16 protein-coding genes are annotated in these 24,620 nt (G+C 52.7%); 5 read left to right on the top strand and 11 right to left on the bottom strand.

Annotated elements, in window-relative coordinates; genetic code table 11:
- Positions 1-3: 3 nt before the first annotated feature.
- The 3 genes from MK110_08900 to MK110_08890 all read right to left on the bottom strand — a co-directional run bounded on the left by MK110_08900 (position 4) and on the right by MK110_08890 (position 4,163).
- Entirely contained in the window at positions 4-2,022 is a 2,019-nt protein-coding gene (locus MK110_08900; GenBank protein MCH2211407.1) for a BatA domain-containing protein, read from the bottom strand.
- 146 nt (positions 2,023-2,168) lie between these two features.
- Positions 2,169-3,062, bottom strand: coding sequence for a DUF58 domain-containing protein (locus tag MK110_08895; GenBank protein MCH2211406.1), 894 nt, complete (start codon positions 3,060-3,062; stop codon positions 2,169-2,171).
- A 75-nt stretch (positions 3,063-3,137) separates the two neighbouring features.
- Positions 3,138-4,163: an AAA family ATPase gene (locus MK110_08890; protein ID MCH2211405.1), complete on the bottom strand. Its 1,026-nt coding sequence runs from the start codon at positions 4,161-4,163 to the stop codon at positions 3,138-3,140.
- A 348-nt stretch (positions 4,164-4,511) separates the two neighbouring features.
- Here MK110_08890 and MK110_08885 point away from each other — a divergent pair, with 348 nt between their 5' ends.
- The 4 genes from MK110_08885 (at position 4,512) to MK110_08870 (ending at position 13,780) form a co-directional block, all read left to right on the top strand.
- A complete protein-coding gene (locus MK110_08885; protein ID MCH2211404.1) occupies positions 4,512-7,799 on the top strand; it encodes a hypothetical protein in 3,288 nt (1,095 codons plus the stop codon).
- Positions 7,800-8,043: 244 nt separating this feature from the next.
- Complete coding sequence (locus MK110_08880; protein ID MCH2211403.1) at positions 8,044-9,039, top strand: squalene--hopene cyclase; 996 nt, start codon at positions 8,044-8,046, stop codon at positions 9,037-9,039.
- Positions 9,040-9,181: 142 nt separating this feature from the next.
- The gene (locus MK110_08875; protein ID MCH2211402.1) at positions 9,182-12,382 is read left to right on the top strand and encodes a TlpA family protein disulfide reductase; all 3,201 of its coding nucleotides are present in this window, start codon (positions 9,182-9,184) and stop codon (positions 12,380-12,382) included.
- Positions 12,383-12,655: 273 nt separating this feature from the next.
- A complete protein-coding gene (locus tag MK110_08870) occupies positions 12,656-13,780 on the top strand; it encodes a galactose mutarotase (protein MCH2211401.1) in 1,125 nt (374 codons plus the stop codon).
- Positions 13,781-13,788: 8 nt separating this feature from the next.
- Here MK110_08870 and MK110_08865 read toward each other — a convergent pair whose 3' ends face one another.
- From MK110_08865 to MK110_08830, 8 genes are all read right to left on the bottom strand, one after another.
- On the bottom strand, positions 13,789-14,319 hold the full coding sequence (locus MK110_08865; GenBank protein ID MCH2211400.1) for an ACT domain-containing protein: 531 nt from the start codon (positions 14,317-14,319) through the stop codon (positions 13,789-13,791).
- Positions 14,320-14,355: 36 nt separating this feature from the next.
- On the bottom strand, positions 14,356-14,769 hold the full coding sequence (locus MK110_08860; GenBank protein MCH2211399.1) for a VOC family protein: 414 nt from the start codon (positions 14,767-14,769) through the stop codon (positions 14,356-14,358).
- 507 nt (positions 14,770-15,276) lie between these two features.
- Positions 15,277-17,085 carry a penicillin-binding protein 2 gene (locus tag MK110_08855; protein ID MCH2211398.1) on the bottom strand — a complete coding sequence of 603 codons (1,809 nt, stop codon included), beginning with the start codon at positions 17,083-17,085 and terminating at the stop codon, positions 15,277-15,279.
- A complete protein-coding gene (locus tag MK110_08850; GenBank protein ID MCH2211397.1) occupies positions 17,082-17,342 on the bottom strand; it encodes a hypothetical protein in 261 nt (86 codons plus the stop codon). The genes MK110_08855 and MK110_08850 overlap by 4 nt, the downstream gene beginning before the upstream one ends.
- 186 nt (positions 17,343-17,528) lie before the next feature.
- Positions 17,529-19,553, bottom strand: a complete 2,025-nt coding sequence (locus MK110_08845) for a LysM peptidoglycan-binding domain-containing protein (protein MCH2211396.1) — start codon at positions 19,551-19,553, stop codon at positions 17,529-17,531.
- The gene (rsmH, locus tag MK110_08840) at positions 19,445-20,296 is read right to left on the bottom strand and encodes a 16S rRNA (cytosine(1402)-N(4))-methyltransferase RsmH (GenBank protein ID MCH2211395.1); all 852 of its coding nucleotides are present in this window, start codon (positions 20,294-20,296) and stop codon (positions 19,445-19,447) included. The genes MK110_08845 and rsmH overlap by 109 nt, the downstream gene beginning before the upstream one ends.
- 454 nt (positions 20,297-20,750) lie before the next feature.
- The gene (locus MK110_08835; protein ID MCH2211394.1) at positions 20,751-21,227 is read right to left on the bottom strand and encodes a cell division protein; all 477 of its coding nucleotides are present in this window, start codon (positions 21,225-21,227) and stop codon (positions 20,751-20,753) included.
- A 355-nt stretch (positions 21,228-21,582) separates the two neighbouring features.
- Positions 21,583-22,713 (bottom strand): glycosyltransferase, encoded by a 1,131-nt coding sequence (locus MK110_08830; GenBank protein ID MCH2211393.1) that lies wholly within the window; start codon positions 22,711-22,713, stop codon positions 21,583-21,585.
- A 344-nt stretch (positions 22,714-23,057) separates the two neighbouring features.
- Between MK110_08830 and MK110_08825 the strand changes: the two genes are divergently transcribed.
- Positions 23,058-24,500: a hypothetical protein gene (locus MK110_08825; GenBank protein MCH2211392.1), complete on the top strand. Its 1,443-nt coding sequence runs from the start codon at positions 23,058-23,060 to the stop codon at positions 24,498-24,500.
- Positions 24,501-24,620: the final 120 nt, after the last annotated feature.

Below are 24,620 nucleotides of genomic sequence, written 5' to 3'. Positions count from 1 at the left end.
TGATTAGCCTGTGTAGGAAAAATCAGCAACCGCGTTCGATGCTGCAGATTTAGCCGTTCGGCGAGACGGAAGGCACAACACCGCTTCGGCAATCAACGCCACAATCATCAGCACCAGAAACATTCGCCACACTTCACTGGCGAGCGCAGTTGCGCTGCCGGCAGAATCATTCAGCCGGGTGAAGTCAATTCCGTCAAACAGGGCTTCAACGTTTTCTTCAGTGATGATCTGTGGCAGGTCTTCTGATAACGGACGATTAAATGCGTAGTGAACGTCGTCAATTGAATACAGGCCGGCTCGCGAACTGCGTGCGGACATGAGCACACGTTCGGAGAGTTCATCCAGGGGCTGCCACCGGTTTCCCTCGAATTCCGTCAGTGTTCCGCATTCCAGATGTCGTGCATTCCCAAGAGCAGCAGTCCCTCGTGCCAGTGCACGTTGAATCATGACGTAAAACACGACGCCGTTATCAATGAATGTAGAGTGACCGGTGCCTGGCAAAGACGTGCAATAGTAAACCGCACCACGGTCGGTAAATGCTCGCAGCAGCAGACTGTCGCCCCCGTTAAATGAACCAAGAACGTTTGCACGTTCGCTTTCGAGGCCGCAATGTCGGTAAACGTTGATTTTGCCAAGCGGAAGCGGCATCCCGCTGCCCGTACTGGACAGCAAATCAGATTCGGTGCGCCATCGACTGATCTTTAAAGGAACCGCATTCGACTTCCAGACAGTCCAGCGGCAGCCAAACAGTTCATTTGATGTCGGCTGATGCGGCGGAAAGAACATCACACTACGTCCGGAATTCACAAATTCCCGAATCAGCAGGGATTTCCGACTGTCAGGAAGCGGGGCCTGCCAGATCAGCAAAGCTGTCTGTTCCCAGTCAATGGCTTCCACCTGATCCGGTGTCAGCAGTTCCGCCTCAGCCAGTTGACGGTGATCACTGCTCGTTCCGGCAGCCAGTCGCAGGTATTCACCGTGACTGAACGCATCTGAAACGACCGTTGTCTTTTGAATTGGAGCTTCGGCATAGACAAACCGATAGCTGTTGTCAGCGGTGTTCGAATCGTCAGGAAGCTCAACCCGTCCCCAGCCTGAGAGTGTCTCACGATCAATCGCAATGGCGTGGCCATTCCTCACAAACTCACTTCCCGAAACCTTAATGTTCAAAGTTGAACGCGCTCCGTCAATCACCACACTCAACGGCACGTTGACATCCATATCAGTGTCCGCGGTCCGATTCACACGGATGTCCATGAGTAATTCAGCGCCTTCTGATGTCTCCCTGCGATGAACTCCACTCACACTGACAGCCATGTTTGCGGCGGCTTGATCCGGATACGCCAACAGATACAGACGAACTCCTTCCCGCTGCTCCAATTGACGTCGAATGGTGTCCCATCGGCCGCTGGAAGAATCCCAGTCAGACTTTCGCAGATCAGAACAGATCCACACATCGGTGCGACCTGTTTCGCCGGCAGCAATGTACTCAACCGCCCGCTGCAACAATCCGGGTATGTCTGCAGCCGTCTCGCTTGGGCCTGTCTGCGGAATATCAGCTAGATCAGCAGGAGAATCGACGATTCGAGGATCTGAAGAGACGCTGTCAAACAGTACAAGTTCTGTGTTACGACCGATATCTTGAAGGAGTTGTGAAAGTTTCTGCAGTGCGGTTTCACGTTTTGAGCGACGCGTACGGGGGTCGCGTGCTTCCATACTGACAGACCTGTCCAGCAGAATCAGAGTTGTCTCAGGTGCTCCTCCCGCGGTCAGTCCCAGCCAGCCGGCCGTCATCGGACGACTGACGGCAAAGATCAAACCGGCGATAGCCAGCATACGAAACAGCAGGATCAACAGATACCGGAGCCTCGCCATTCCTCGCGCCATACGTTTCGCCTGGACCAGAAACATAGTAGCCGCCCAGTTTACTGTCCGATGCCTGTTTTGATTCACGAAGTGGATCAAAACAGGCAATCCCATCAGAGGCAGAGCAAACAGCAAAAATGGCTGGAGAAATGTCACGGATGATGGTTTTCGTTGTGCGGTGTTCGGTATCCGGTGAGTTGGATATCAAACGTTGATGGAGCTGACACAGATCTGATGCTGACAATCTCTCTCATATCAACCGGCAAACTCAAATACGGAACCCTGAATCACTGAACATCATTCTATTTCTTTCTTGCCAGCAGAAAACGCGTCAACACTTCGGCATAGTGCTCTTCGATGCTGACTCGGTGGTAGTCAACGAGCGTATCCCTGACGATCTGTTTGACGTCTTCCAGCCATGTTTGTACCGCGTTGCGGTACTGTCCGGCCATGGTCGCAGGATCCACCAGCATCGGTGGCGCCCCTTCCAGATCGACGAATCTGACGGGGCGGTCAAATTCGAATTCGACTTCATTCTGCTCCAGCAGGTGGAACACTGCCACATCATGACGCCGGAACCGAAGATGCTGAAATGCGTCGCCAAGTGAATCAGTATTGGTAAACAGATCCGACACAATCACGACCAGGGCACGCTGCGGAACTTTTTCTGCAACAGCATGCAAAGCTTCCGACAACCCCGTTTCACCTTCAGCCTTCATTGCGGACATTTCGTCAAGAATGTGCCTGAGATGAGCAGCACTCCGTCGAGGCGGAATCTCCAGCTGAAAGTCGGCACCCGCACACGACAATCCCACGGCATCCCCCTGACCTGCCGCAAGGTAAGCCAGCGTCCCGCAAAGAAATCGGGCAAAGTCCAGCTTCGTGCTCCCTTCCTGCCGACTGCCCTGCGGACCGTAGGCCATTGAACCACTGACATCAATGACCAGACACAGGCGAAGGTTGGTGTCGGCTTCAAATTCCTTGATGTAAAACCGGTCACTGCGTCCCCAGACTCGCCAGTCCAGTCGACGAGTGTCGTCACCGGGTACGTAATTCCGATATTCCGAGAATTCCAGGCTGGACCCACGCGTAAGACTGCGATGCCGACCTGACACACTTCCGGACACCGGTATTCGTGCGTCCAGTGTGAGTCCCGAAAGACGGGAAATAACGCTTGGTTCTATGAAGTGTCGCATTAAATATTAACGCACCCTGCAGGTAAGAACTCACCCAACAACGCACAACGGACCGGAGTCCGCCAATAAGTGACGTCATGCATTCAGTTCTGTCTGCAGTTCGTCGATCAGTCTTTGAATCACATCCGTACTGGTGATGCCTTCTGATTCGGCATTGAATGTTGTCAAAACCCGGTGGCTCAGTACGGGCCGAGCCACGGCCAGAACGTCCTCCAGTCGTGTCATATAACTACCGGCCATGGCAGCACGGGCACGCGCTCCGAGAATAAGATACTGCACTGCTCGAGGCCCCGCGCCCCATGATACCAGCGGCCTTAGCCATTCCGGAGCCACATCAACGGATGGTCGCGTACGCCGCACCAAGTCCACGGTAAACTCATAAATATGCTGTGGCACGGGAATCCGTCTCACCAGTTCCTGAAATCGAAATACATCGTCAGCACACATCACCATCTCCAGCGGGGGATGGTCGCCGCCCGTCGTAGTGCGGGCAATCTCAATTTCTTCGCTGCGCGACGGATAATCCACATTAATGAGGAACATGAATCGATCAAGCTGGGCTTCGGGCAGCGGATAAGTCCCTTCCTGTTCAATCGGATTCTGTGTGGCCAGAACGAAAAAAGGAGGGTTCAGTTGATAGGTGCGACCAATGACAGTCACTCGATGCTCCTGCATCGCTTCCAGCATCGCCGCCTGAGTCTTCGAAGGAGCCCGGTTGATTTCGTCCGCCAGAACGATGTTGGCGAAAACCGGTCCCTTTACGAATTCAAATTCGCGTCGTCCTGTCTGAGTCTCCTGCAGAATGTCGGTCCCGGTGATATCCATTGGCATCAGATCCGGTGTGAACTGAATACGACTGAAGTTCAACGACATCGTTTCAGCCAAACGACTCACCAGCAGCGTCTTGGCCAGTCCTGGCACCCCCATCAGCAACGCGTGCCCGCGGGCAAAAAGACAGACCGCCAGTTGTTCCACAACGTCATCCTGACCCACAATCACTTTGCCCAGTTCACGGCGCAATCGTTGCCAGATTTCACGAAGTTCATCGATTGCATTAACATCGTTCGAGTGCAGGTCGCCGTGAGCTTCTGTTGTGGACATAGAATTCAGCAGTCTTCATAAAAAGGAGAAATAATTTCTGCTGCGAACGACTGGGGAGTCACTGCATCTAAGCTGGCGGGGTCTTTGTCTGCGGCCCGGACCATCAAGTTCGCATTCCTGCTGAACCAGACCGGACCAATTCCAAGAGACAATCGTCCAAAATTCAGTAAGGTATCTCATCATAAATTATGATGAGCGAAACAAGTGAACGTGTTCATCGAATCAGTAATTTGACAGATAAGCTCTAAAGGCTGAAAACGAACCTGCCCTGGTAAGAGTTCCAGGCATATACTCTGCGGCGTTTGCACACCGTTGGTACCTGTCCAGTTTTTATCCGGAATCCACGGAATGTCCTCGCAGGAAGTCCGTTTACCCGAAACAACACAGGCGAAACTCGCCGAATTCCAGGCACAGGTCCGAAAGATTAAAGTCGCAGAAGGGATTCTCTCCGGTCTCTTCGGACTGTTGCTTTCCTGGGTCGTGGTGCTCGGGACCGATCGATTTGTCGATACAGCACCTGTCGTGCGAGCCATCATCCTCCTGGCAGGATGCCTTGGAATTGGACTGTTCTTTCCGCTGAAATGTCACCGCTGGGTGTGGGGAACTCGCACTATGCGGCAGGTCGCGCGATTACTGACTCACCGATATCCGAACCTGGGAGACCAACTGCTGGGTGTTGTCGAACTCGCCCAGGGGACGAGAGATCCTGATGAAAGTTACAGTCTGGCGACTGCTGCAGTTGAACAGGTCGATATTGCAGTACGCGACCAAGACTTTGGCGATGCCGTTCCGACACATCGAAGTCGACAGTGGGCAATTGCGGCTGCCGGCCCGACATCTCTGCTTCTGCTAGCGGTCGCTGTTACTCCCGATGCAGTATGGAATGCAGCCGAACGCTGGCTAATGCCGTGGCGTGATATCGATCGGTTCACATTCACACAGATAGAAAAACTGCCGGACCATATTGTGGTTCCCCACGCAGAAGAGTTTCAGTTGACAGCTCGACTCACGGAAGAAACCCAGTGGGCGCCCGAATTCGGTAAAGTCGTGCTGAGCGGACAGCCGGATGTTCAGGCGGCTCAAAGAGAACGGGCCTATGATTTTTTTCTGCCGCCACTGACGACCGACGAGGGGCTCAGAATTCGGATCGGAGACGTCCGCGAATCAGTGGCCGTACAACCCGTAACGCGTCCCGAACTGACGATGATCACCTCCAGTGTCACTCTGCCTGAATACCTGCAATATCACACAAAACAGACCAAAGATGTCCGCAGCGGCTCTGTATCTGTGGTGAAAGGATCCAGCGTTGCTTTTGAAGTTGAGGTGTCTCGAAACCTGCAAGATGCTGCCGTATCTTCCGGATCAGCCTCGGTGAACGGATCCACCGTTCGTACGACCGAACTCATCGTGAACGAATCGTCCACGCTCCGTTTCGAATGGACAGATCATCTCGGATTATCTTCCCGCGAACCGTTTCCGCTGAACGTTCGAGCTGTCGATGATCGTGAACCTCAGGTGTCCTGTGTGCAGAACGATCCCCTTCACGTTGTACTTTCAACCGACGTGATTACGTTTTCCTTGAACGCCACTGACGATTTTGGCCTGAAATTAATGGGAATAGAATGGACCGGAATTCCTCATCCACTGGTTAATCCAACTCCGGATAGAGCAGACAAGGTGGTTCAGGCAGGCGGCCCCGAGGAACGTTCGATGAGCACACAGGCCACGTTCTGTGCGAAATCGGACCAGGTACGACCTCAGTCACTGAAATTGTGTGCCTGGGTCGAAGATTACAAGCCGGAACGAGGACGTGTGTATTCGCCGGCTATCCTTCTGCATGTCCTTTCCCCTGAAGACCACGCCGTGTGGATGAGCGAACAGCTGCGACGATGGACCAGTCGGGCGGACGACGTTTACGAACAGGAAATGCGTCTGCACGATATGAACCGCGAATTACGACGTATGAAAGCTGCTGAACTGCAGACACAAAAAAACCAACATCGTATCCGGCAGCAGGCGTCGTCGGAACAGGCCAATGCTCGGCGTCTTACTCAGGTCACCGATCAGGGTGGTCGTCTGATTGAACAGGCGATGCGAAATCCGCAAATGCTGTCAGGGCATCTGGAAACATTCGCCCAGGCTTTAGTACAAATGCAGGACATCGCCGAAAACAGAATGCCGTCAGTGGCAGATCTGCTCTCCGGCGCGATTCAGTCGAAACAGCCTCAAACTCCCGAACATCGTTCAACGCCACCTAAAACGTCACCATCCGGACTCATGGCGGGCAATGACTATTCGACTCCAAAAGGGACAGCCGAACCCCAAAGTTTAAAGAAAAAAACATCACCCGTAGTACCGGCCCTTGTAGACCAGGAATCCGGATTCAATCCTGACAATCCGACTGACATAACCAGGCAGGACCTCAAAGATTCTCCGTCAGAACCACCTGTATTTGGCCTACCGTCAACCACACTGCAGGGAGGCCCCAACAACTCTCCAAAACGGCAAGCCCCGAAAACCAGTCCTCAGGTCGATCAGGCGGTCGCAGAACAAGCTGACCTTTTGGCAGATTTTGAGGAAACCCGGGATGATCTGCAGCAGATCATGGATGATCTGGATAACAGTACTTTTGTAAAACGACTGAAGTCTGCCTCAAGACGCCAACTGGAAATGGCAGGCGATCTAAACCGGACCCTGTTCAAAGGCTTTGGTATCAACAGTGCCAGGCTTACAGATCAGGAACGTAAAAACTCGGAACGAATCGCGAAACGAGAAGCAACGGAAAGCCATTCGATCCGGCTGATCAAATCAGACCTCGAAGCCTATTACAGCCGCAGTAAAGAAGAAAAATTCCAACGTATCGCCAACGAAATGACTGAGATTGAAATTGTTCAAAAACTGGATTTGCTTGGAAATCGCATCCGCATCAACCTCAGCGGTGATTCAATTTCCAGACTGGAATACTGGGCTGACACACTTGATCGATGGTCAGAAGAACTTGTGTCGGCATCAGAGTCCGGAGCATGCAGGACAGGCAAAGGAGAGGGAGACAGTCTTCCGCCATCCACTGTGCTGGAGATCATGAGAATCCTTGAGCGCGAAATTGACCTGCGGGATGAAACACGGGCTGCTGAAACTGCGAAAACAGCTGTCGATCGGCATCAGTACGGTGAATCAGCCGCGCAACTCTTTGAAATACAAAGCGGTCTGTACGAGAGAACACTCGCAGTAATGAACGATATTCGCGCCATTCCGAATGGAAATCGCAGATTCAGTAAGGAACTGAACATGATTAACCTGGCAGCAACAGCGATGCGGGACGCATCCGGTTTACTCTCTCGACCAATCACCGATTCTGCCACGGTTGCTGCGCAAACGGAGGCAATTGAAATACTGCTGCAGTCAAAACGCAGCAGCTCTATGGGTGGCGGAGGCGGGGGTTCATCTCCGGGAGGAGGTGGTGGTGGTGACACCCAAGCCGTAGCACTGGCCCTGCACGGACCTGGAACAGATCCCAATGCCCACATCGTATCACGGGACGTCACTCAGGCAACGGGTACCACCGATGATCAATTACCGGCCGAATATCGCGAAGGCCTTGAGCATTTCTTTAGTGCCGTCGAACACAGCAACTGAATTCAAACATCTCCGGTAAGTATTAACAATGCCGCTGCACGGTTCATTCGATTCATCTGCCCCTGAACGGTTGAACATCGTTGTTGCGCCCGTGCCATACGCTCCTGCTGATTCCCGGCCTGGTCTCAAACACTCAGAAACCCACTGTGTCCGTCCGACAGGCTTATCTTCCCGGACGTCCACACCTCTGACCTGGCTGCTGACTACGGCCGCTGTACTGTGCCACGTCAGTTCTGCAGAATTGGTGCGAGCTCAGGATCCGCAAATCCGTTTTGGCACGCAGGTTTCCAGCGACGTTGAGACCGTCTACATTCGGGGTTTGGAATGGTTGACAAACAATCAGACAGATCAGGGAAACTGGCCTGGCAGTCAATCCGGGCACGGGGCCGGTGATACCGGGATTTGTGGCATGGCCGTGATGGTTTTTCTGGCCAGTGGGGAGGATCCTAACTTCGGTCGCTACCGTGAGAACATCCGCAGGACGCTGCGCTATATGATTCAGCAGCAGCAGACATCGACCGGATATCTGCCAGGCAGCATGTATCAACACGGATTCGCCATGCTTGGACTTGCCGAAGCATACGGTGCAGTCGACGAAGACCTGATGCAGCAGGGACAGAACGACACCCAACAGCGAACCATCGGCCAGGCACTGGAACTGGCCGTGCGATGTGCCGTGACCGCACAGTCCAAAAATCGCTGGGGGGGCTGGCGATACACGCCCGAATCAACAGATTCGGACACGTCTGTGTCCGGCGCCGTATTGATGGGACTTCTGGCGGCCCGAAACGCAGGTATTCCGGTTTCGGACGAATGCATCGACAGGGCCCTGGGATATTTTCAGCAGATGACTTCAAAGCAGGGCGGGGTTGGCTACTCCGGTGGTGTCGGGGGGCTTGGAGGTTCCAAAAACCTGCAGGCTATCTCGTCGCTGGTGATGTCCATCGGGCGTCGCAAAGATCTGGACGAATACCAGGCTGTTTCCAGACAGGTGATAAACAACATCGAACACAATGAAGCCGGCTACCCGTTTTACTTTCGCTACTATATGGCTCAGGCGCTGTTTCAGGCCGACTTTGATGCCTGGAAGAACTGGAATTCCAAAACAGTGCACCGGCTGAAATCAATGCAGAACAAAGACGGCAGTTTTCAGAGCGGCCACGGACAGGCTTACGGCACCGCAATGTCAATGCTGGCACTTGCTCTGAACTACCGGTTGTTGCCCGTCTATGAACGATAGCCGCCGAATCTCAGTTGATCACAGACGGACCGGATTGCCACATAATTCCGGTCCGCGGATAAATTCCCGTTCCGGAACTTTATCTGAAGAAACTCGTCTGCTTACCTCAGGCTCATCGATAAACATCCAGTTCAACGACATCGTGTTCAGCCCACGAATCCTGGTGCCGACTGCTGTCATTGTTTTCTTTTTTTTTGCTGCTGTGGTCCGCGGCGATGACAATAATGCGGTGCTGCAGTGGGCGTCCGGAGACTCTCTGCCGGGAAAACTGATCCGAATTACTTCGGATGAAGTTCTCTGGGAGTCCAGCATATTTGCAACTCCGCTGCGTCTGGAACGCTCTGTACTTTCAACCGTGTCTTTTGAACCCGGTAATGAGGCTCCTCCAACAATCGATAACTTCAGAATCGTGCTGACCACAGGAGACACCCTGTTCGGACGTCTGAAGTCACTCGACAGCGATCATCTCACACTCAGCAGCACCAGACATGGTGAAGTTCGCATTCCTCGAATACTTGTTGCAGGCATCCAGCGTGTGAACCAGGAGGGACTCATCTACCTGGGCCCGGCCGGTCGTTCCGGCTGGTCCGGACCGAATATCGAAAAAAACTGGGATGAACAAACAGACGGATCTCTTACATCGTCGACAGACGATGCGCTCCTGACACTCGGTCTGCGTACGGAAAAGAAGCTGTCTGTGGAGATCATCCTGAGTTTCGTTCGTCGACCGGAATTTGTACTTGCACTTGGCCCCGACGATGAAACAAGTATCCGACTGGAAACGTGGGGGGATGCATTGGTCGTCTGCAGCCAGCTGGAATTTCTGGAAATTCAAACGATGGACAATGATACCACCCAAATTCACCTGTTGCTTTATCTGGACATGGAATCGGAACGTCTGCTGGTGTGTTCTCCACAGGGTGAAGTCCTGGCAACACATGAAACGCCGAATCCGAAACAAATGCCTCGCACACTGTCGCTTCGTAACGGCAGTGGAACAGTCACCCTGCAGCACCTCAGAATTGAACGATGGAACGGAAACTCTGTGGGCAGTCTCGCTGCCGGCAGAACAGGCATTCAGCAGGTTGACGGAACCGTACATCACGGCACGGTCGTGTCGATTACCGACCGGATGATCAGGCTGCAGAACGAATCCGGTGAAACGGGTATTCCCGTTGAACTCACGGGGTCACTGGAAATCTCCACAGACATCCCGAAGGAGTCCACTGCGTCAGTCAAAGACACTTCACGTATTAAGTGGCGGGACGGCGGAGCACTGTGCGGTCATATCATTAACATGACAGAGACTGTGGCCACAATCCGTCCGGCATGGTCTGAACAACCAATCTCTGCCAATCCTCAGGGAATACAGGTGATCGATCTGGGAGGAAAAGCGTCTGCGGTCAGCGCTCCCGATGAACTTATTGTCGGTGGGCGCCTGCTGCACGGCCACCTGGTTGTCGATGACGGAGAGCAACCCCTTACCTGGAAACCAACAGGATCAGCCGATGGTATTCCGTTACGGTCGGGTGACGATGCAGTCGTCACCCGAAGTACAAAAACATCTCCCGTAGTGATCGATCCTCAGAAATATCCAGACATCATCTATCTTCGTAACCACGACGTGATTCCCTGCAGACTGCAGAGCATCACCGGAAATACGGTGATGCTCGCTTCACCGTTTACGTCAGCAAAGCAGTTTTTTTCAAACGACATTCAGGCACTCGAACTGTCATCGACTCAACAGCGAAGTAGTTTGGGATTTGCTGATTCACAGTGGAAGAGAATCCGTGGAAAGATCAAACAGGAAGGCGGTCAGGTCCAGCTGATCAGCGGCAGTTTCGGCAGTGAAAACGGAATTCCGGGCGATCGTCTGAATTTTGATGCACAATGGCCGCCGGACCAGTGGACATTCATGAAAGTTCATCTGTTCGCGGACCATCTTCATCAACCAAAGACCGCATCGGCCTGCACCCTGATATTTGGTCAAAATGTTGTCGCCGTGACTCAGGAATTCGATCGTCAAAATCCCTTCGCAACCATTCAGAATCAAAAATTGCGTATACCAACAAAGGGTCATTCTGCCCAAATTCAGCTGGTGACGAACAGAGGGAACCTGAAAGTTCTGATCAACGGTCAATTACTGCGAACGTTCCCTCTGAATCGCGCCGGTGCCGGAAACGAGGGGGTGCTGTTCGAACTGCTGCAGTCCGGAACTGGTCAGTTCTTCGGAGCCCGGTCGCGTAATGGAGCGACGACCCCGACCAAAACGGTCCGCCACCTGACACTGTCAAATCTGCAGACCGGACCGACCGGCGGTGTATCTGCACAGAAATTTATCGATGAGGAAAGTCGTCTGCATACATTGACGATTCCAAGATTCCGCCGAAACGATCCGGCCACACATGCGTTGATCGCACCTAACGGTGATGTATTGCGAGGACGTCTGATTGCAGTCCACGAGGATGATGTCGAATTTGAATCCAGACTCGAGGTCTTCCACTTTCCCCGCGAACGTGTTGCTGCCGTGATTTGGATTCAGAATCCTGAAAAAAACAGGAACGCACTCAGTACGTTGAAAAAAGAACGCCCCTCCCGGGTAGATTCTTCAATGATGCAGACGGTTCTTCACGGCGGATATCTGGTGTCGATGACCCCGGCACATGTAACCGATGGCCTGCTGCACGGTGAGTCAAACGTCCTTGGAAACTGTAGTGTTCCGGCGAACGCTATTTCACGATTACACCTCGGCAACCCCAACGAAAGAAAACATACGGCCGTTTACAGTCAGTGGCGTGCAAAACATGCCGTCGAACCCGACTGGAATATCGCGAACAATAATGGAGGAAATTCCACCGACTCAAAACTGGTCGGTCGTGCCGCTCCGGATTTTGCACTACCTCAGGTAAACGGGAAGACATTTCGTCTTTCTGATCATGCCGGCCGGGTTGTTTTTCTGGACTTTTGGGCCAGCTGGTGCGTCCCCTGCGCTGCTTCACTTCAGGACTATGCTGACACGACCAAACGTTTTGATGAATCCGAACTCGTGTTCGTGGCTGTGAATATTGAAGATTCGCCCCAAACCATTCGCGCATTTCTGAAGGAACATCAACTGGATGTCCGTGTCGCAGTTGATCGAGGCTCGGCTGTCGCGTCGCAGTATCAGGTCCGTGGAATTCCTCACTCGCTGATCATTGGTCCCGGGGGGATTATTGAATACGTACGGATTGGATATGAACCTGATGCCGCTGGTGAAATTCAGCGAGTCGTCAGAGAGATTTTGTCGGGCACCTGGAAACGACAGGACTCTGTCGGACCGGATTCGAATACCGCAGCTGAGTGAAGCGCCCCGAAAGCTAGTCGCCCGGATGATCTGCATTTCAGGATGGATGAATTCGTTCTGCCGACAGGCAGCGGCGTTTACCGGCAGACAATGGTGTCGGAGGACCCAAAGAGTGCCCGCCGGGCGATTCTCGCAGCGAACAATGGTTTTCGGTATTTCCGGACCTGACCGAAATGCCAAGGAGCCGTCAAACTGCCCCTTGTGATCGACTCCAAAGCAGGTGATACTGACATCCGGTTAGTTCTTCCTGTGAATTTGAAGCGAGTGCTATTGATGATGCGAATGATTGTTTGTGCGTCGTTGGTTGTTTTCAGTCCTGAACTCCAGGCAGCCGATGCGCCGGTCGCCCATTCGTTTGGGACTACACAGGCAGGTGAAAATGTGGAACTCTATACGCTGCGCAGTGACAGCGGACTGGTGGCCCGTGTCATGACCCGGGGTGCAACGCTTGTGGAACTGCAGGTTCCGGATTCCAGCGGTGTATCGGAGGATGTGATTCTGGGGTTTGACGATGTTGCCGGATACGAATCGTCGGCCAATGCATACTTTGGCTGTACCACTGGACGAGTATGTAATCGTATTGCCAGGGGCAAATTCACATTGAACGGAAGTCGGTATGAACTCGCAGTTAACAACGGCCCTAATCATCTGCATGGTGGAAACGAACGCAGTCTGGATAAGGTAATCTGGAATGCGGCGCCATTCGCAGATGACACCGGACAGGGAGTCACCTTTGACTACAGCAGCCCTGACGGAGAAGAAGGCTACCCGGGCAGACTGGATATCACCGTGACTTATACCGTGACTAATCGGTCCAACGATCTGAAGATCGACTACACAGCAACGACTGACAAATCAACTCCGGTGAATCTCACCAACCACGCGTATTTCAATCTTTCCGGTGCCGGTTCATCATCTATCCTGGGTCATGTCCTTGTGCTGAACGCAGACCGTTATACGCCGGTTGATGACACACTCATCCCGACGGGAAGTATCAAATCGGTAGCCGACACACCGCTGGACTTTCGCCGTCCGCACGTCATTGGTGAACGTATCGAAGAACTGGTCGAGACAGCGACACTGGGATACGACCATAACTTTGTACTCAATGCATCCGAACCCGGAGAACTGAACACGGCTGCCGTTCTGACTGACCGCGAATCCGGAAGGCGTCTGCACATTCGTACAACCGAACCGGCCGTGCAGTTCTATTCGGGAAATTTTCTGAATGGTCAGCAGGGCAAGGGAAACCGGACCTATGCACTGCGGAGCGCCTTATGCCTGGAAACTCAGCATTATCCGGATTCGGTCAACCAGCCTAAATTCCCGAACACCGTTCTGGAGCCTGGGCAGCAGTTTGGATCATCAACTGTACTGGAATTCAGCGTGGTACCGTGACACAACGTTTATCGGTCACCTGTCTCATCAACGGTAACGTTGTAATCGCGTCCGGCAGTGAGGAGAGCTGACATCAGCGGGGCGATGTCACTGTGTCGTGGTACAGTCACTTTCATTACCATTTCAAATCCGTCACCCTGGTCCGATTGAATTGCACGCATCCCCACAATGTCAGCTTCGTGCATCGAAATCACTGTGGACAGCACCCCGAGAACACCGCGGTGGTTGTCTCCGCCAATACGCAGAGTGTGCACATCGGGCAGATCGACTGAAGAACTGCGTCGGACGTCCTGCTCCGGATTCCTGAGGCCGACGTCGATTGAAAACGGCCGACAGGCGTCTTCAATATGGGCCCGAACAACGTCTTCAGTCAGATCGTCAGGAAACTCTGCGGAAAAGATCATCGTAAAGTAGCCGCGAACAACGGTCTGACTGAGTTCTCTCAGATCGCCCCCCACTTCTGACATCGCACGTGTGACGGCCGACAGGATTCCAGGTCGATTTGCAGCCGTCATCGTCAGTACAAATTCAGTTGCCATGACGTCCCCCCTGCTGCGCGTAATTGAGAGTCCGGCTCACAATTTTGACATTGTGGATGTACAAAGTTCCACGACATGCCCGTCCGGATCGCCAACAAACATCTGAACCGCTCCGTCCGGACGGAGCTTTACCTCCTGGAGGAGTGACACACCCCGATCACGAAGGACGCCGGCCGCCGCTCGGGCATCTGCAACTTCGAACGCAAAATGATGACATCGACTGTTTCGGGACCTGTCCACTGACGTTCCCGCTACTCCGCTTTCCGCGTGTTCTTCAATCAGGTGCAGCAAAGTCGCACCCGCGCGGAACCACGCCCCGGAAAAAGAAAAATTGGGTCGGTCGACTTCTTCCATTCCAAGAAGGTCCACGTAGAACTCACGGCTGCGTTTGAGATCTTTCACGACGATCGTGACATGATCAATATGCTGGACGCGGATGGAACCCGACAAAACCGGCCTCGCTCAGACAAAAAACAGATGAAATCCGAATGACAACGCAGTTTCGGACGGCATGAGAATTGATTAGATATTATTGGAAGCTGTTGATATAGCAACTCTGACTGTCAATGACGACGTGACAGCAGACAGCTAACCATGCTCATGACGACCCCGCACTCCTTTGCCGCTGATTTGCTTTAGTCACACCGTATCTTTGGTGATATTTTCTTCCTATCCGTCCGATTACCTCACCGGTCAAACAGTCCATATTATTACGAATCCCCGGCCAGGATGGATAACCGGACACCGGGATAAACCTGAGTCAGACTCAGACGAACCGGTAATTCCGTGACAAAGAGTGTTCAATATCAGACTTCTTTGAAACACGAACGAACATCTAAGCTCTCAGCAAACCCTCACTCGCGATTGCTGACTGTTCCGGAAAACTCTTATCCCTTTCCCGTCCGGAATAAGAATCTGCTCCTGGAATCGAATGTTTTAAGGAACCGGCGTTCCTCCTCATCGCAATCGGATTGGCAGATCTTCTTCGGGGCGTACGGTCACGCTGCGATCAAGACGGCGGACTCTTTGCAGAGATTTTTGGAGAATTTCTGCTGCCGGTGGAGCCGCAACAGTTCCGCCGTAGTGGCGCTCACCCGCCGTTGGTTCGTCAACCATTACAAGAACGAGTACTTCCGGTGACTCTGCCGGAGCACCACAGACAAACGAACAAATATGACGGGAATTCGAATAGCTCCCGGTTTGAGTGTCGACCTTCTGAGCGGTCCCGGTCTTTCCAAATATCGACATCGACGGATTGCGAACGGACTGACCGGTGCCTCGTTCAACAACCTGTCTCATTGGGTTTTGCACAATCCAGTCGGCAATGTGTCGATGCAATACCAATGACTCCACGGATGAGCTGGCAGCGACTGTTTCGACGGACGCAAGCGGGGACACTGAAATCCGATTTGCTGATTTCAGCAACAGATGCGGCCTCACCAGGTATCCACCGTTGGCAAGTGCTGCATGAGCAACAATCAACTGCAGAGGCGTTACTGCCAGTTCCTGTCCCATCGGAATGGAACCCAGTGAATAATCGTCCCATTCCGATAGAGGACGCACGAGTCCGGCAACCTCACCCGGTAATTCAATCCCGGTTCGCCGGCCAAAACCAAAAGCGACTGTACACTCATACAGTTCCTGAAGACCGATGCGTTCCGCAACACGTGCCATTCCTATGTTGCTTGATTTTACCAGCACATCTTCGACAGACAGCATTGTGTACGAATGGTGATCGTGAAGAATCCGGCGCCCCATCCGATAAGCCCCGTTAAAACACTGAATTGTGTCCGATTGATCAAGCAATTTGCGATGCATCGCCCAGCCAACAACAAACGGCTTAAACGTAGAACCGGGTTCAAATACCGCAGAAACACTGAGATTACGCCAAGCATCATCAGGAACGTCTGCCGGACTATTGGGATCCAAGGCAGGTCGGGATGCCATCGCCAGAATTTCACCGGTCTGAGGCTCCATAACGACAGCACAGGCACCGACTGGCTCCCATTCCCGCATGACTTCGTCAAGCTGACGTTCAATCGTCAGCTGAGTCAGAAGATCGATGGTACAGATGACAGACTGACCATGCACTGGTATTTGAGATTCGGCAGCCTCAACCTCAATCACCACACCACGGGCGTCTCGAGTCATCACACGGTAACCATCGTTCCCGCGAATCAACTCGTTCCGGCTCTGCTCAAGTCCGCCATGGCCGATGTTGTCAATATCCCGCATGCCCAAAACATGCGCTGCAATACGGCCCTGTGGATATTGTCGAAGGTATTCTCGACGAAAGCCCCATGTGTCCGCCGGCAGTTCAAGTGCCCGAAATGCGTCTGCCATGTCGTCCGTCACACGCCGCCGGATCCAGATAAAATGTCTGTCCTGAAGTCGACGGATCCTGTCCAGCAATTCATCGGCATCAACCCCTGTGACCTCCGCCGCCTGCCATGCAAAGTATCGTGGATCCTCAATCTTCGAGGGAACAGCGAAAATACTGTTCCGGGTCACTGTCATGGCCAGCACGTGACCATTGCGGTCAACAATCTCACCGGGACGAGCGACCAGCTTTTCGGTGAACGTACTTTGCCGATCTACCCTGGTGTGCATCAGTTCATGCTGGGTCCCCTGAAGATGAATCAATCGTCCGGTCAGCACCATCCAGCAACCCAGCAGCACAGCAGTAACAGTTACTGAACGCCAGCGGGACGAATCCCGACGCACTGGTTCACAAAACGGCCGGGGATCGGTCCATTCGGATGTCATGGGGCATCAACTCCATCCGGCCGAACGGGTCGTTGCCATCTCATCAAAGGCAGACGTACCGGCCCGCTTGTCCTGAATCCCGACGGCGGGTGGACAGCAGTATTGTCTGATCTCCGAATTGAAGACCGATCTGTTTCCGACAGTTCAGGAAAACGGGACGGAGCTGACAACTGCTGAATATCGAGACGCAGCTGTGCATGAAGTTCAAGCAATTCATCCATCTGGTAGTACTGGCGACTGACGGATCGGCGCAGCATGAGAGATTGCTTTTCGAGACCGATCTGAGCCATCGAAACACTAACAACTAGCAAAAGGGCTGCAGCAAAGCGAAAGAACATGGATCAACGGATCACTAAAACTCCGTGGACATCAGGGCGCACAGAAACGCCTCGCCGGATGCATATGGCGAGGCGTTCATTTAATCTCTATCGGCGAAACCCTGTCTATGGCACCATATGAACATCCGTCGCGTCATCGGGAAGGACGATGACTGTACCAGGCTTCAGCTTGTTCGGGTTAGCCAATACTGTGCGATTGAGTCGATAGATCTGAATCCAGCGAGATGACCGCCCCAAATGCTTCTGTGCAATCTCTGACAACGTATCTCGCTCGCCAATTCGGTATGCAGCTGTTCCATCGGGCCGCACGAAATAACCGCCAGGTTCCCGTTCAACCGGACGTGAATCACGAAAAAGATCCGGATATTTCTGCTCCAGAACTTCCGCCGGCGGAACCAGCACCTTCATACCGGGGCGCAATCTCCTGGGGTCACGTATCCGATGGTGATTGTAGAGTGTTAGCGCCGAAAAATACCTTGATGTACCATAAACGCGTCGGGAAATTTTCCAGTAATTGTCACCTGGTGCGACCTCACACAGATCGCATGGAACATTCACTGCTGATGCTGTGATCACCCGATTTTCGTAGGTGAATCCATGCACATTGAATTCTTTTTCACCGGAAACCCCAGTCGACAAACTTTTCCGGCGTGCATGTTCCGAGTTCACAGGAAGCAGCCCGGATCCTTCATCGGCAGAAAATTCTTTCAGAACGATCTCATCTGGGGACGTATCCACCGGGTTGGTTGAAGAAGTTGCATCACCAGTCGGAGTCGAAATGTCCAAAAACGGCGACGCATCCGCAACATCGGAATCAGCAGGTTCTTGGTAAGTTCCAGCTTCATCGGCAAGCTCGGACGGCACTAATTCGGATTCAAAACTCAAGCCAGGAACGGACTCCTGGTCCAAATCCGTTATGTATCCCGAAGATTTATCTTCTGTTGAAAAATCGTCAACGGCACTGTCGCCGTTCGAAGCGAATGAAGGAAGTTGCGGCAACGTCGCCGCAACTCCAGCAGACTCTTCTTCGATTTCCTGAACCGTTGTGAAATCGGGATTTGCTTCAAAGTCAGAATCAATCCGTAAATCCCGGACGATCAGCGTCCCATCAGGGTCAGCCTCGGATGTTTGATCGCGTCGGGCATCTTCTTTATAAAAATCAGCTTGATCAGAATCCGTAACAGACCGTGCATTCGTGTCTTCTGCGGAAAAGGAATCCTCAACCGGGACTGAAGTTTCGGCAAACTGAGAACCGGCGAATTCCGTTATCTCATCGTCTGCCTCACCGAATGCAATCTCAGCCTGGTAATCGTCAGATCCACTCGCTCCGGTGACATCATTCAGTTCAGATCGGTCCGGCTGCAAATCAGTTTCGATCACATCGTGTTCGGTTGCGATTCCCGTCCCGGATACAACAGCTGAATCACTAACATCGGTCCACTGCTCTGCCAGGTGGTCACTTCCGATCTGATCAGTATCGATCTCGTTGGGCTGTGAGAGTCGGTTCCCACTGGTTGTCTCATTCCGGAATTCAAACGGATCAGTATCTGTGGCAGGCCGGGCCGCATCATCACGAAAATCCGTATGGTGCTGATCCGAAACAATTATCTGCTCCACAGACTCTGAAGTTGACGGTTGAAATTCAAACGTGGCTGGTTCGTCCAGACCGGTGACTTCAGAGATCCCGTCTGTTTCCGTTGTCAGGCTGGCAATCTCCATCGAAAGTTCGTTGGAAATACCGTCAGACAGACTCCCCTGTCCGTCCGTCGGCAGGTCAGCATCATCGGTTACATCCCGGTTGAAATCGCCGGAGGAACGGTGCTCATTGTTCGAAAGCTGGGTCTCCTCACCAGCCCCCTCTGCTTCCAGTGCTATCAACTCGCGCTGACGCAGATCAACATTCCGATAGACCAGGAACCCAAAGGCTCCCAGCAGGATCACGATAATGAACAATCCTAATTTGGCTTCAATGGCCATACCGCCCCTCACAGACTGATATCCCCAGTCGTCATCTCCCCTGGCTACGGACTGGTCCACCTTGCCGCTCGAAGTTTGGCTGAGCGACTCCGTGGATTGATGCGCACCTCGCCCGGGGTCGGACGAAGCGGATTTTTTGTTAGAACGTACCATCCCTGGTTTCCTTTGAATTCGGATTTGACAATCCGATCTTCCAGTGAGTGAAACGTGATGATGACCGCAAGGCCATCCTGCTTCAAAACCAACGGCAGCACCTGGGACAACATTCGTTCCAAATGCCACAACTCCTCGTTGACTGCGATACGAAACGCCTGAAATACCCGAGTGGCCGGGTCTCGACGGCCCTGTGATGAACGCACCGCCCGACGAACAACGTCTGCCAACTGTTCGGCAGAACGAATTGGTCCGCGGTGTTGCTCCTGCTGCAGTGCATCAGCGATCCGTTCTGCCTGCGGTTCTTCCCCAAATTCTGTGATGACCCTTATCAGCTGATCTCTGGTACATGACCTAAGAAACTCTTGCGCGGATTTTCCCCGGGACACATCGAATCGCATGTCCAGATCACCGCCCGAGTCGAAACCAAATCCTCGATTACGATCGCTCAATTGATCTGAGGACAAACCTAAATCGAGGAAAACCCGATCAACGTGGGAGATTCCTACTCGTTTCAATTCAATGGCTGCTTCGGAATAGGGTGCCCGCAGAAGCGTTACATTGGATTTGCTCAGACGCATTGCTGCGTGCCCAAGCATCATGGGATCTCGGTCAAAACCAACCAACTGTCCGGATTCTCCAACCTGTTTCAGTATTTCCGCACTGTGGCCGCCGGCACCGACCGTGCCATCCATCACGGTCAAGCCGGGCTTTAGCTGCAGCAGCTTTAAGACCTCGCGCATCATCACAGGTCTGTGTACAGAAGACGACATGACGTAAGGCACTGCGCTGGTATCGGGTATCCCGGTCATCGAAGACTGAAACACCGACAGCGACTAAGGAGAGAAGAGAAGAGAAGAGGAGAGGAGAGGAGAGGAGAGGAGAGGAGAGGAGAGTTCGACGGGTTGCGGAAGCAGTTGTGACGCGGGAGAAATGCGCCGAAAGAGACATTTGATCCTATGCAACTGCTAAACCGGCGCGAAGACCAATCGGCAAAAAGATACATCCAGCCGTTCGCTTCTTCCCGCATCCCGGCAGGTCAGCAAAGCGAACGGCTGTAGGTTTCCAGAGAAACCGTATCTCCGGCGAACACATCCGTGCGTCCGCCGGTAAAACCGCGAAGCCCGGTAAAGCCTGCGGTAGCGCCTCAGTAATGTTCCAGTTCAGAAAACCAAAAATTCAGGAGATCGATGAAACTCAGGATTGAATGTCACTGGCGGGTCCAGTCACGTCCGGGGGATCAAGCGCATCTGTAGTTAACTCGTCGAACTGGGACAGGTTTTGACTCATATATGCGCCCCATGTAACGCGATTCCAGATTTCGGCGTGATCGTGTACACCCAGAATCACCATGTCCCGGTCCGATCCGCCTGATTCCAGGAGTCTTTCCGGAATCCGAATTCTTGACTGTTTGTCGAGTACAACTCGTTCTGCTCGGGAGTAAAACAACCGCAGAAACTTACGAACGTCAGCCCGTCCCGGTGACGCATTCGCAACTCGCACAGCAAATTCCTCAAATCTCGTCGTTGAATAGACAGCCACACATCCTTCGTTACCCGGTGCGAGAAACAATTCGCCTCCGTCGGAAACACCAAACGCTTCGCGAAGCTGCTTCGGTAGCGCCAGACGATGCTTCTCGTCAATCGAACGATCAAATGTGCCTGTAATTGCCACGGGACAACATTTCCCGAACGGGAATAACCATAAAGTATTATAAAAAAAGGACTTGTGTAAAAAACATCGTGTCCCCACAATGCCCCACAAGCTACCACTTAATGGAATGGACTGTACGTTTCGACTTCAGTCCGTCAAGAGAAAGCACTCAATTTGCTTTCGATGTGGAGTGCTAATTTGGACGCAGGTTGTTGTCAGATATGGAATTGCTGCAATCCAAAATTTTGTGGTCCACCGGGCCACTCACGAATCATGAAGGGCACCCAGACCATCAGTCAGGAAGTGATCATGAGATCAGGCTGAAATCCGGTTTTCACAACGGATGCCTGAATCACCAGTAATTTTCCACATCTGGTCAGCTATTCAGCAGCTCGGAAAGCAATTTGTCAAACGACAGTATTGTGGTGTCCCAGTGAAAACGCTGCTGAACCGCTTCAAAAGCCCGTCTGGCAACTGCGGACCGCAGTTCAGAATCGTCTGATACCAGAGTCAGATGATGCGCCAGAGCAGCTACGTCATTGGGTGGAACCAACCATCCGGTTTCCCCCGATTCAATAAGCTCGCCCAATCCATCAACTGCGGTGGCTACAACAGGCAGTCCATGGGCCATCGACTCAAGAACGACATTGGGCAACCCTTCCCAGGCTGACGGCAATGCCAGAACGTCGGCCCTTGTCATCCACTCAGTCACGTTCGTCTGCTGACCATGGAGTCTAACGTTTTTGCTGAGACCAGCCATGGAGATATCGTGTTCCAGACTCCCCCTGAGCACACCCTCGCCAAGGAAATCAACAAACGTACGTTTTCTCAGTTGTTCCGGAAAAGAGGCCACTGCTCTTAGCAGATTATGGGGTCGTTTTTGAGGAGTCAAACGTCCAACAAATAAGATACGAAACTCAGAATCCTGACGTGATAATCGAACGGGGCATGACTCAGGAATGTCGACCCCGTTGTAGATTACAGCCATATCTTCCACGTCAATGCCGCACTTTTCTCTGTGCAATTCTGCCACGGACCGACTCACGGCCACGTACTTCCGTGTCAGTCGACGTGTCAGTCGGTCAGCCCAAATGACCGCAAGGCGTCTGTCGGCCACTCGAATTCCGGAAACCATAGTTGGCACGCCGGCCAGCCAGGCAGCGATCCGCCCAATGATATTTGCCTGGTGTAGGAAACAGACCAAAATTTTGGGCTGTTTTGTCTTGAGTACGCTACACAGTCGAAATACCGCACGGATGTCGAGTGCCCCTCCGCAATTAAGTGCCTCAACAGAAATGTCTGCAGTTTTCAGCCCTCTAGCCAGACATCCTGCATCCCGCAGACTGACAACATTTACATCCCAGCCACGTTGGTGCAGTCCAGTGGCAACCCGAACCAGTGCCTTTTCCGCGCCGCCTCGATCCAGTTCTGTAATACAGAACGTAATCCTCTTCCGCTGTCGAGACGAAACACATGATTGAGTTGGAACGTTTGTGGAAAGCGACATTAGCTCCGTTCCGATGTCAAAATTGCAATTCCGGAAGTACTTAGCAGTCGTTCAACAGACAATTAGTCGTTTGCTTCGAAGTCGGAACCGAATTCCTCGGTGACAATGCTGTAACGTGTCAATTCGGAATAGGACAACCAATTAAACCGTAATTCGGCAGTCCTGGCAGGATCTGCAGCAATGTGTGTTGTCCAGTCTGACGTACACCCTACGGATACTCAAAGCCGTCTTGTAGCAGTAAGTCGTTCGACCATATTATCTTCGGCGGTTCCGCGACATGACCATTGTGCCAATTGTCGCAACCAAATCCCGAATTGTGGTTTGAGCACGGAAGCACAAACCTGATGGACTGGCGTGAAAATCGACGACTCCCATTGATTACGCAATTAGCGGCCTGCGCACTAATTTCGTGGCAGCTTTTCGGTTGCGCCATGCTTCAGGATGTCAATTCACTTAGTAATCTCCTGCAGTCAGGAGAATTCACCACAGCGGAATCCGAGCCAACGATCAATCACAACAGCGTTGCTGATCCTCCGAGGCCATCCAATCCTGTGGCCCCGGCGAAACCTGAACTTTCGGCTGAGCCTGAAGAGCCCTCCGTACCGGTCGCACGGTTGCTGAATCCTGACTTCAACGATCCGGCCTATTCCGAAATCTCGGACTCGTCCGACTCCACATCCGATGATTCGTACACCAGGTCACAAAACTCAACGCAACGGAGGGTTGATGCAACGACAATCAGTCGTCCAACAATCAGCAGCACTTCAGATATTGGCTCCCATTCACAAAGTCCCCGTTCTGCAGAATCACCGGGTCAGATTCCGCCGGAACCAGGCAGACCTCAGCAGGCACAGGAACCGTCTGTCCTGGATCGTTTCTGGCGTCTGGGACCTGATCGAAACACTCGCAATCTGCTGGGACGACAGTTTGAAAAGCTGCCAAATCCTCTTGAATGGGACCTGTTCGGTAGCCAAAACGGAACTGAACTGCCGCCACAACCTCCAGCCATGGCAGCGGAGCAACAACCGTCGGCTGCTCTCGAGAATATTTACCAGGAAATCGACTCAGACAAACTATTAAGTGCACTGATCCTGGCGCAGGAACAAAAACTCGGGACATGGCCAAAGACCGACACCGGAACACCAAAACAACCGCAACAGTTTCGCCGGCACCAGCTCAACCTGCGCCTGCTGCGTTTGATTTCTGACCAACCGGCTGCCGCAGCAGAAGCGATTGATTTGATGTCTGCGGAAGAGCAAAGGTTTTGGCAGGAACTGGTCCTAGGAATCCTGCGTTTCCGAAATCCGGACAAGAGTGCCAAATACGATGAGCATGTCGCGACGACGATCGGTCAGTTCAATGCCGCCGTCCGACAACTCGAACCTCTGGCGAGCCTGACAATTCGGCGACTCGATTTTTGCAGCAAGATTGATGGCTTCGGTTCCATCGCTACGTTTCCAACACCTCATACGTTTGAGCCAGGGGAACGCCTGCTGATTTACGCCGAAGTCGAAAACCTGCAGTCTAAAACTTCAACACTCGGCAATTATCGCACATCATTTGGGGGCACGCTGGAAATATGGTCAGGTTCATCAGACGAACCCATTGAGCTGGAACTGCAAACAAAAAGCGAAGAATCTGCCACAAGACGTTCTGATTACTATCTCAGCTACGAATTTACGCTGCCGGCACACCTGCCAGGTGGTCAGTATGAAATCCGACTGGTGATCCGCGATAACTTCAGCAGTCGCACAGCCGATTCCAGACTGAAGTTCGCAGTTCAGTAACAGCCCAACCAGTTCGCAAACGGCATCCCTGCCAAACTGAAATTCCGGCTCTGCGATGATCCGGCCAGGCTTGTAAAAAGTCCTGACCCGGAAAATGCTGAGCTGAAACAACGCTGGGCC

The organism is Fuerstiella sp., assembly GCA_022447225.1.
GTDB lineage: Bacteria > Planctomycetota > Planctomycetia > Planctomycetales > Planctomycetaceae > S139-18.
This window is presented reverse-complemented; position numbering and strand designations above follow the sequence as displayed.

Coding starts and splice junctions, on each gene's coding strand:
- MK110_08865 (MCH2211400.1), bottom strand. CDS start 14,319: ATGGCAACTGAATTTGTACTGACGATGACGGCTGCAAATCGACCTGGA.
- MK110_08870 (MCH2211401.1), top strand. CDS start 12,656: ATGATGCGAATGATTGTTTGTGCGTCGTTGGTTGTTTTCAGTCCTGAA.
- MK110_08845 (MCH2211396.1), bottom strand. CDS start 19,553: ATGGTACGTTCTAACAAAAAATCCGCTTCGTCCGACCCCGGGCGAGGT.
- MK110_08890 (MCH2211405.1), bottom strand. CDS start 4,163: ATGTCCACAACAGAAGCTCACGGCGACCTGCACTCGAACGATGTTAAT.
- rsmH (MCH2211395.1), bottom strand. CDS start 20,296: ATGCGCGAGGTCTTAAAGCTGCTGCAGCTAAAGCCCGGCTTGACCGTG.
- MK110_08850 (MCH2211397.1), bottom strand. CDS start 17,342: ATGCTGCGCCGATCCGTCAGTCGCCAGTACTACCAGATGGATGAATTG.
- MK110_08895 (MCH2211406.1), bottom strand. CDS start 3,062: ATGCGACACTTCATAGAACCAAGCGTTATTTCCCGTCTTTCGGGACTC.
- MK110_08855 (MCH2211398.1), bottom strand. CDS start 17,085: ATGACATCCGAATGGACCGATCCCCGGCCGTTTTGTGAACCAGTGCGT.
- MK110_08830 (MCH2211393.1), bottom strand. CDS start 22,713: ATGTCGCTTTCCACAAACGTTCCAACTCAATCATGTGTTTCGTCTCGA.
- MK110_08825 (MCH2211392.1), top strand. CDS start 23,058: ATGGACTGGCGTGAAAATCGACGACTCCCATTGATTACGCAATTAGCG.
- MK110_08885 (MCH2211404.1), top strand. CDS start 4,512: ATGTCCTCGCAGGAAGTCCGTTTACCCGAAACAACACAGGCGAAACTC.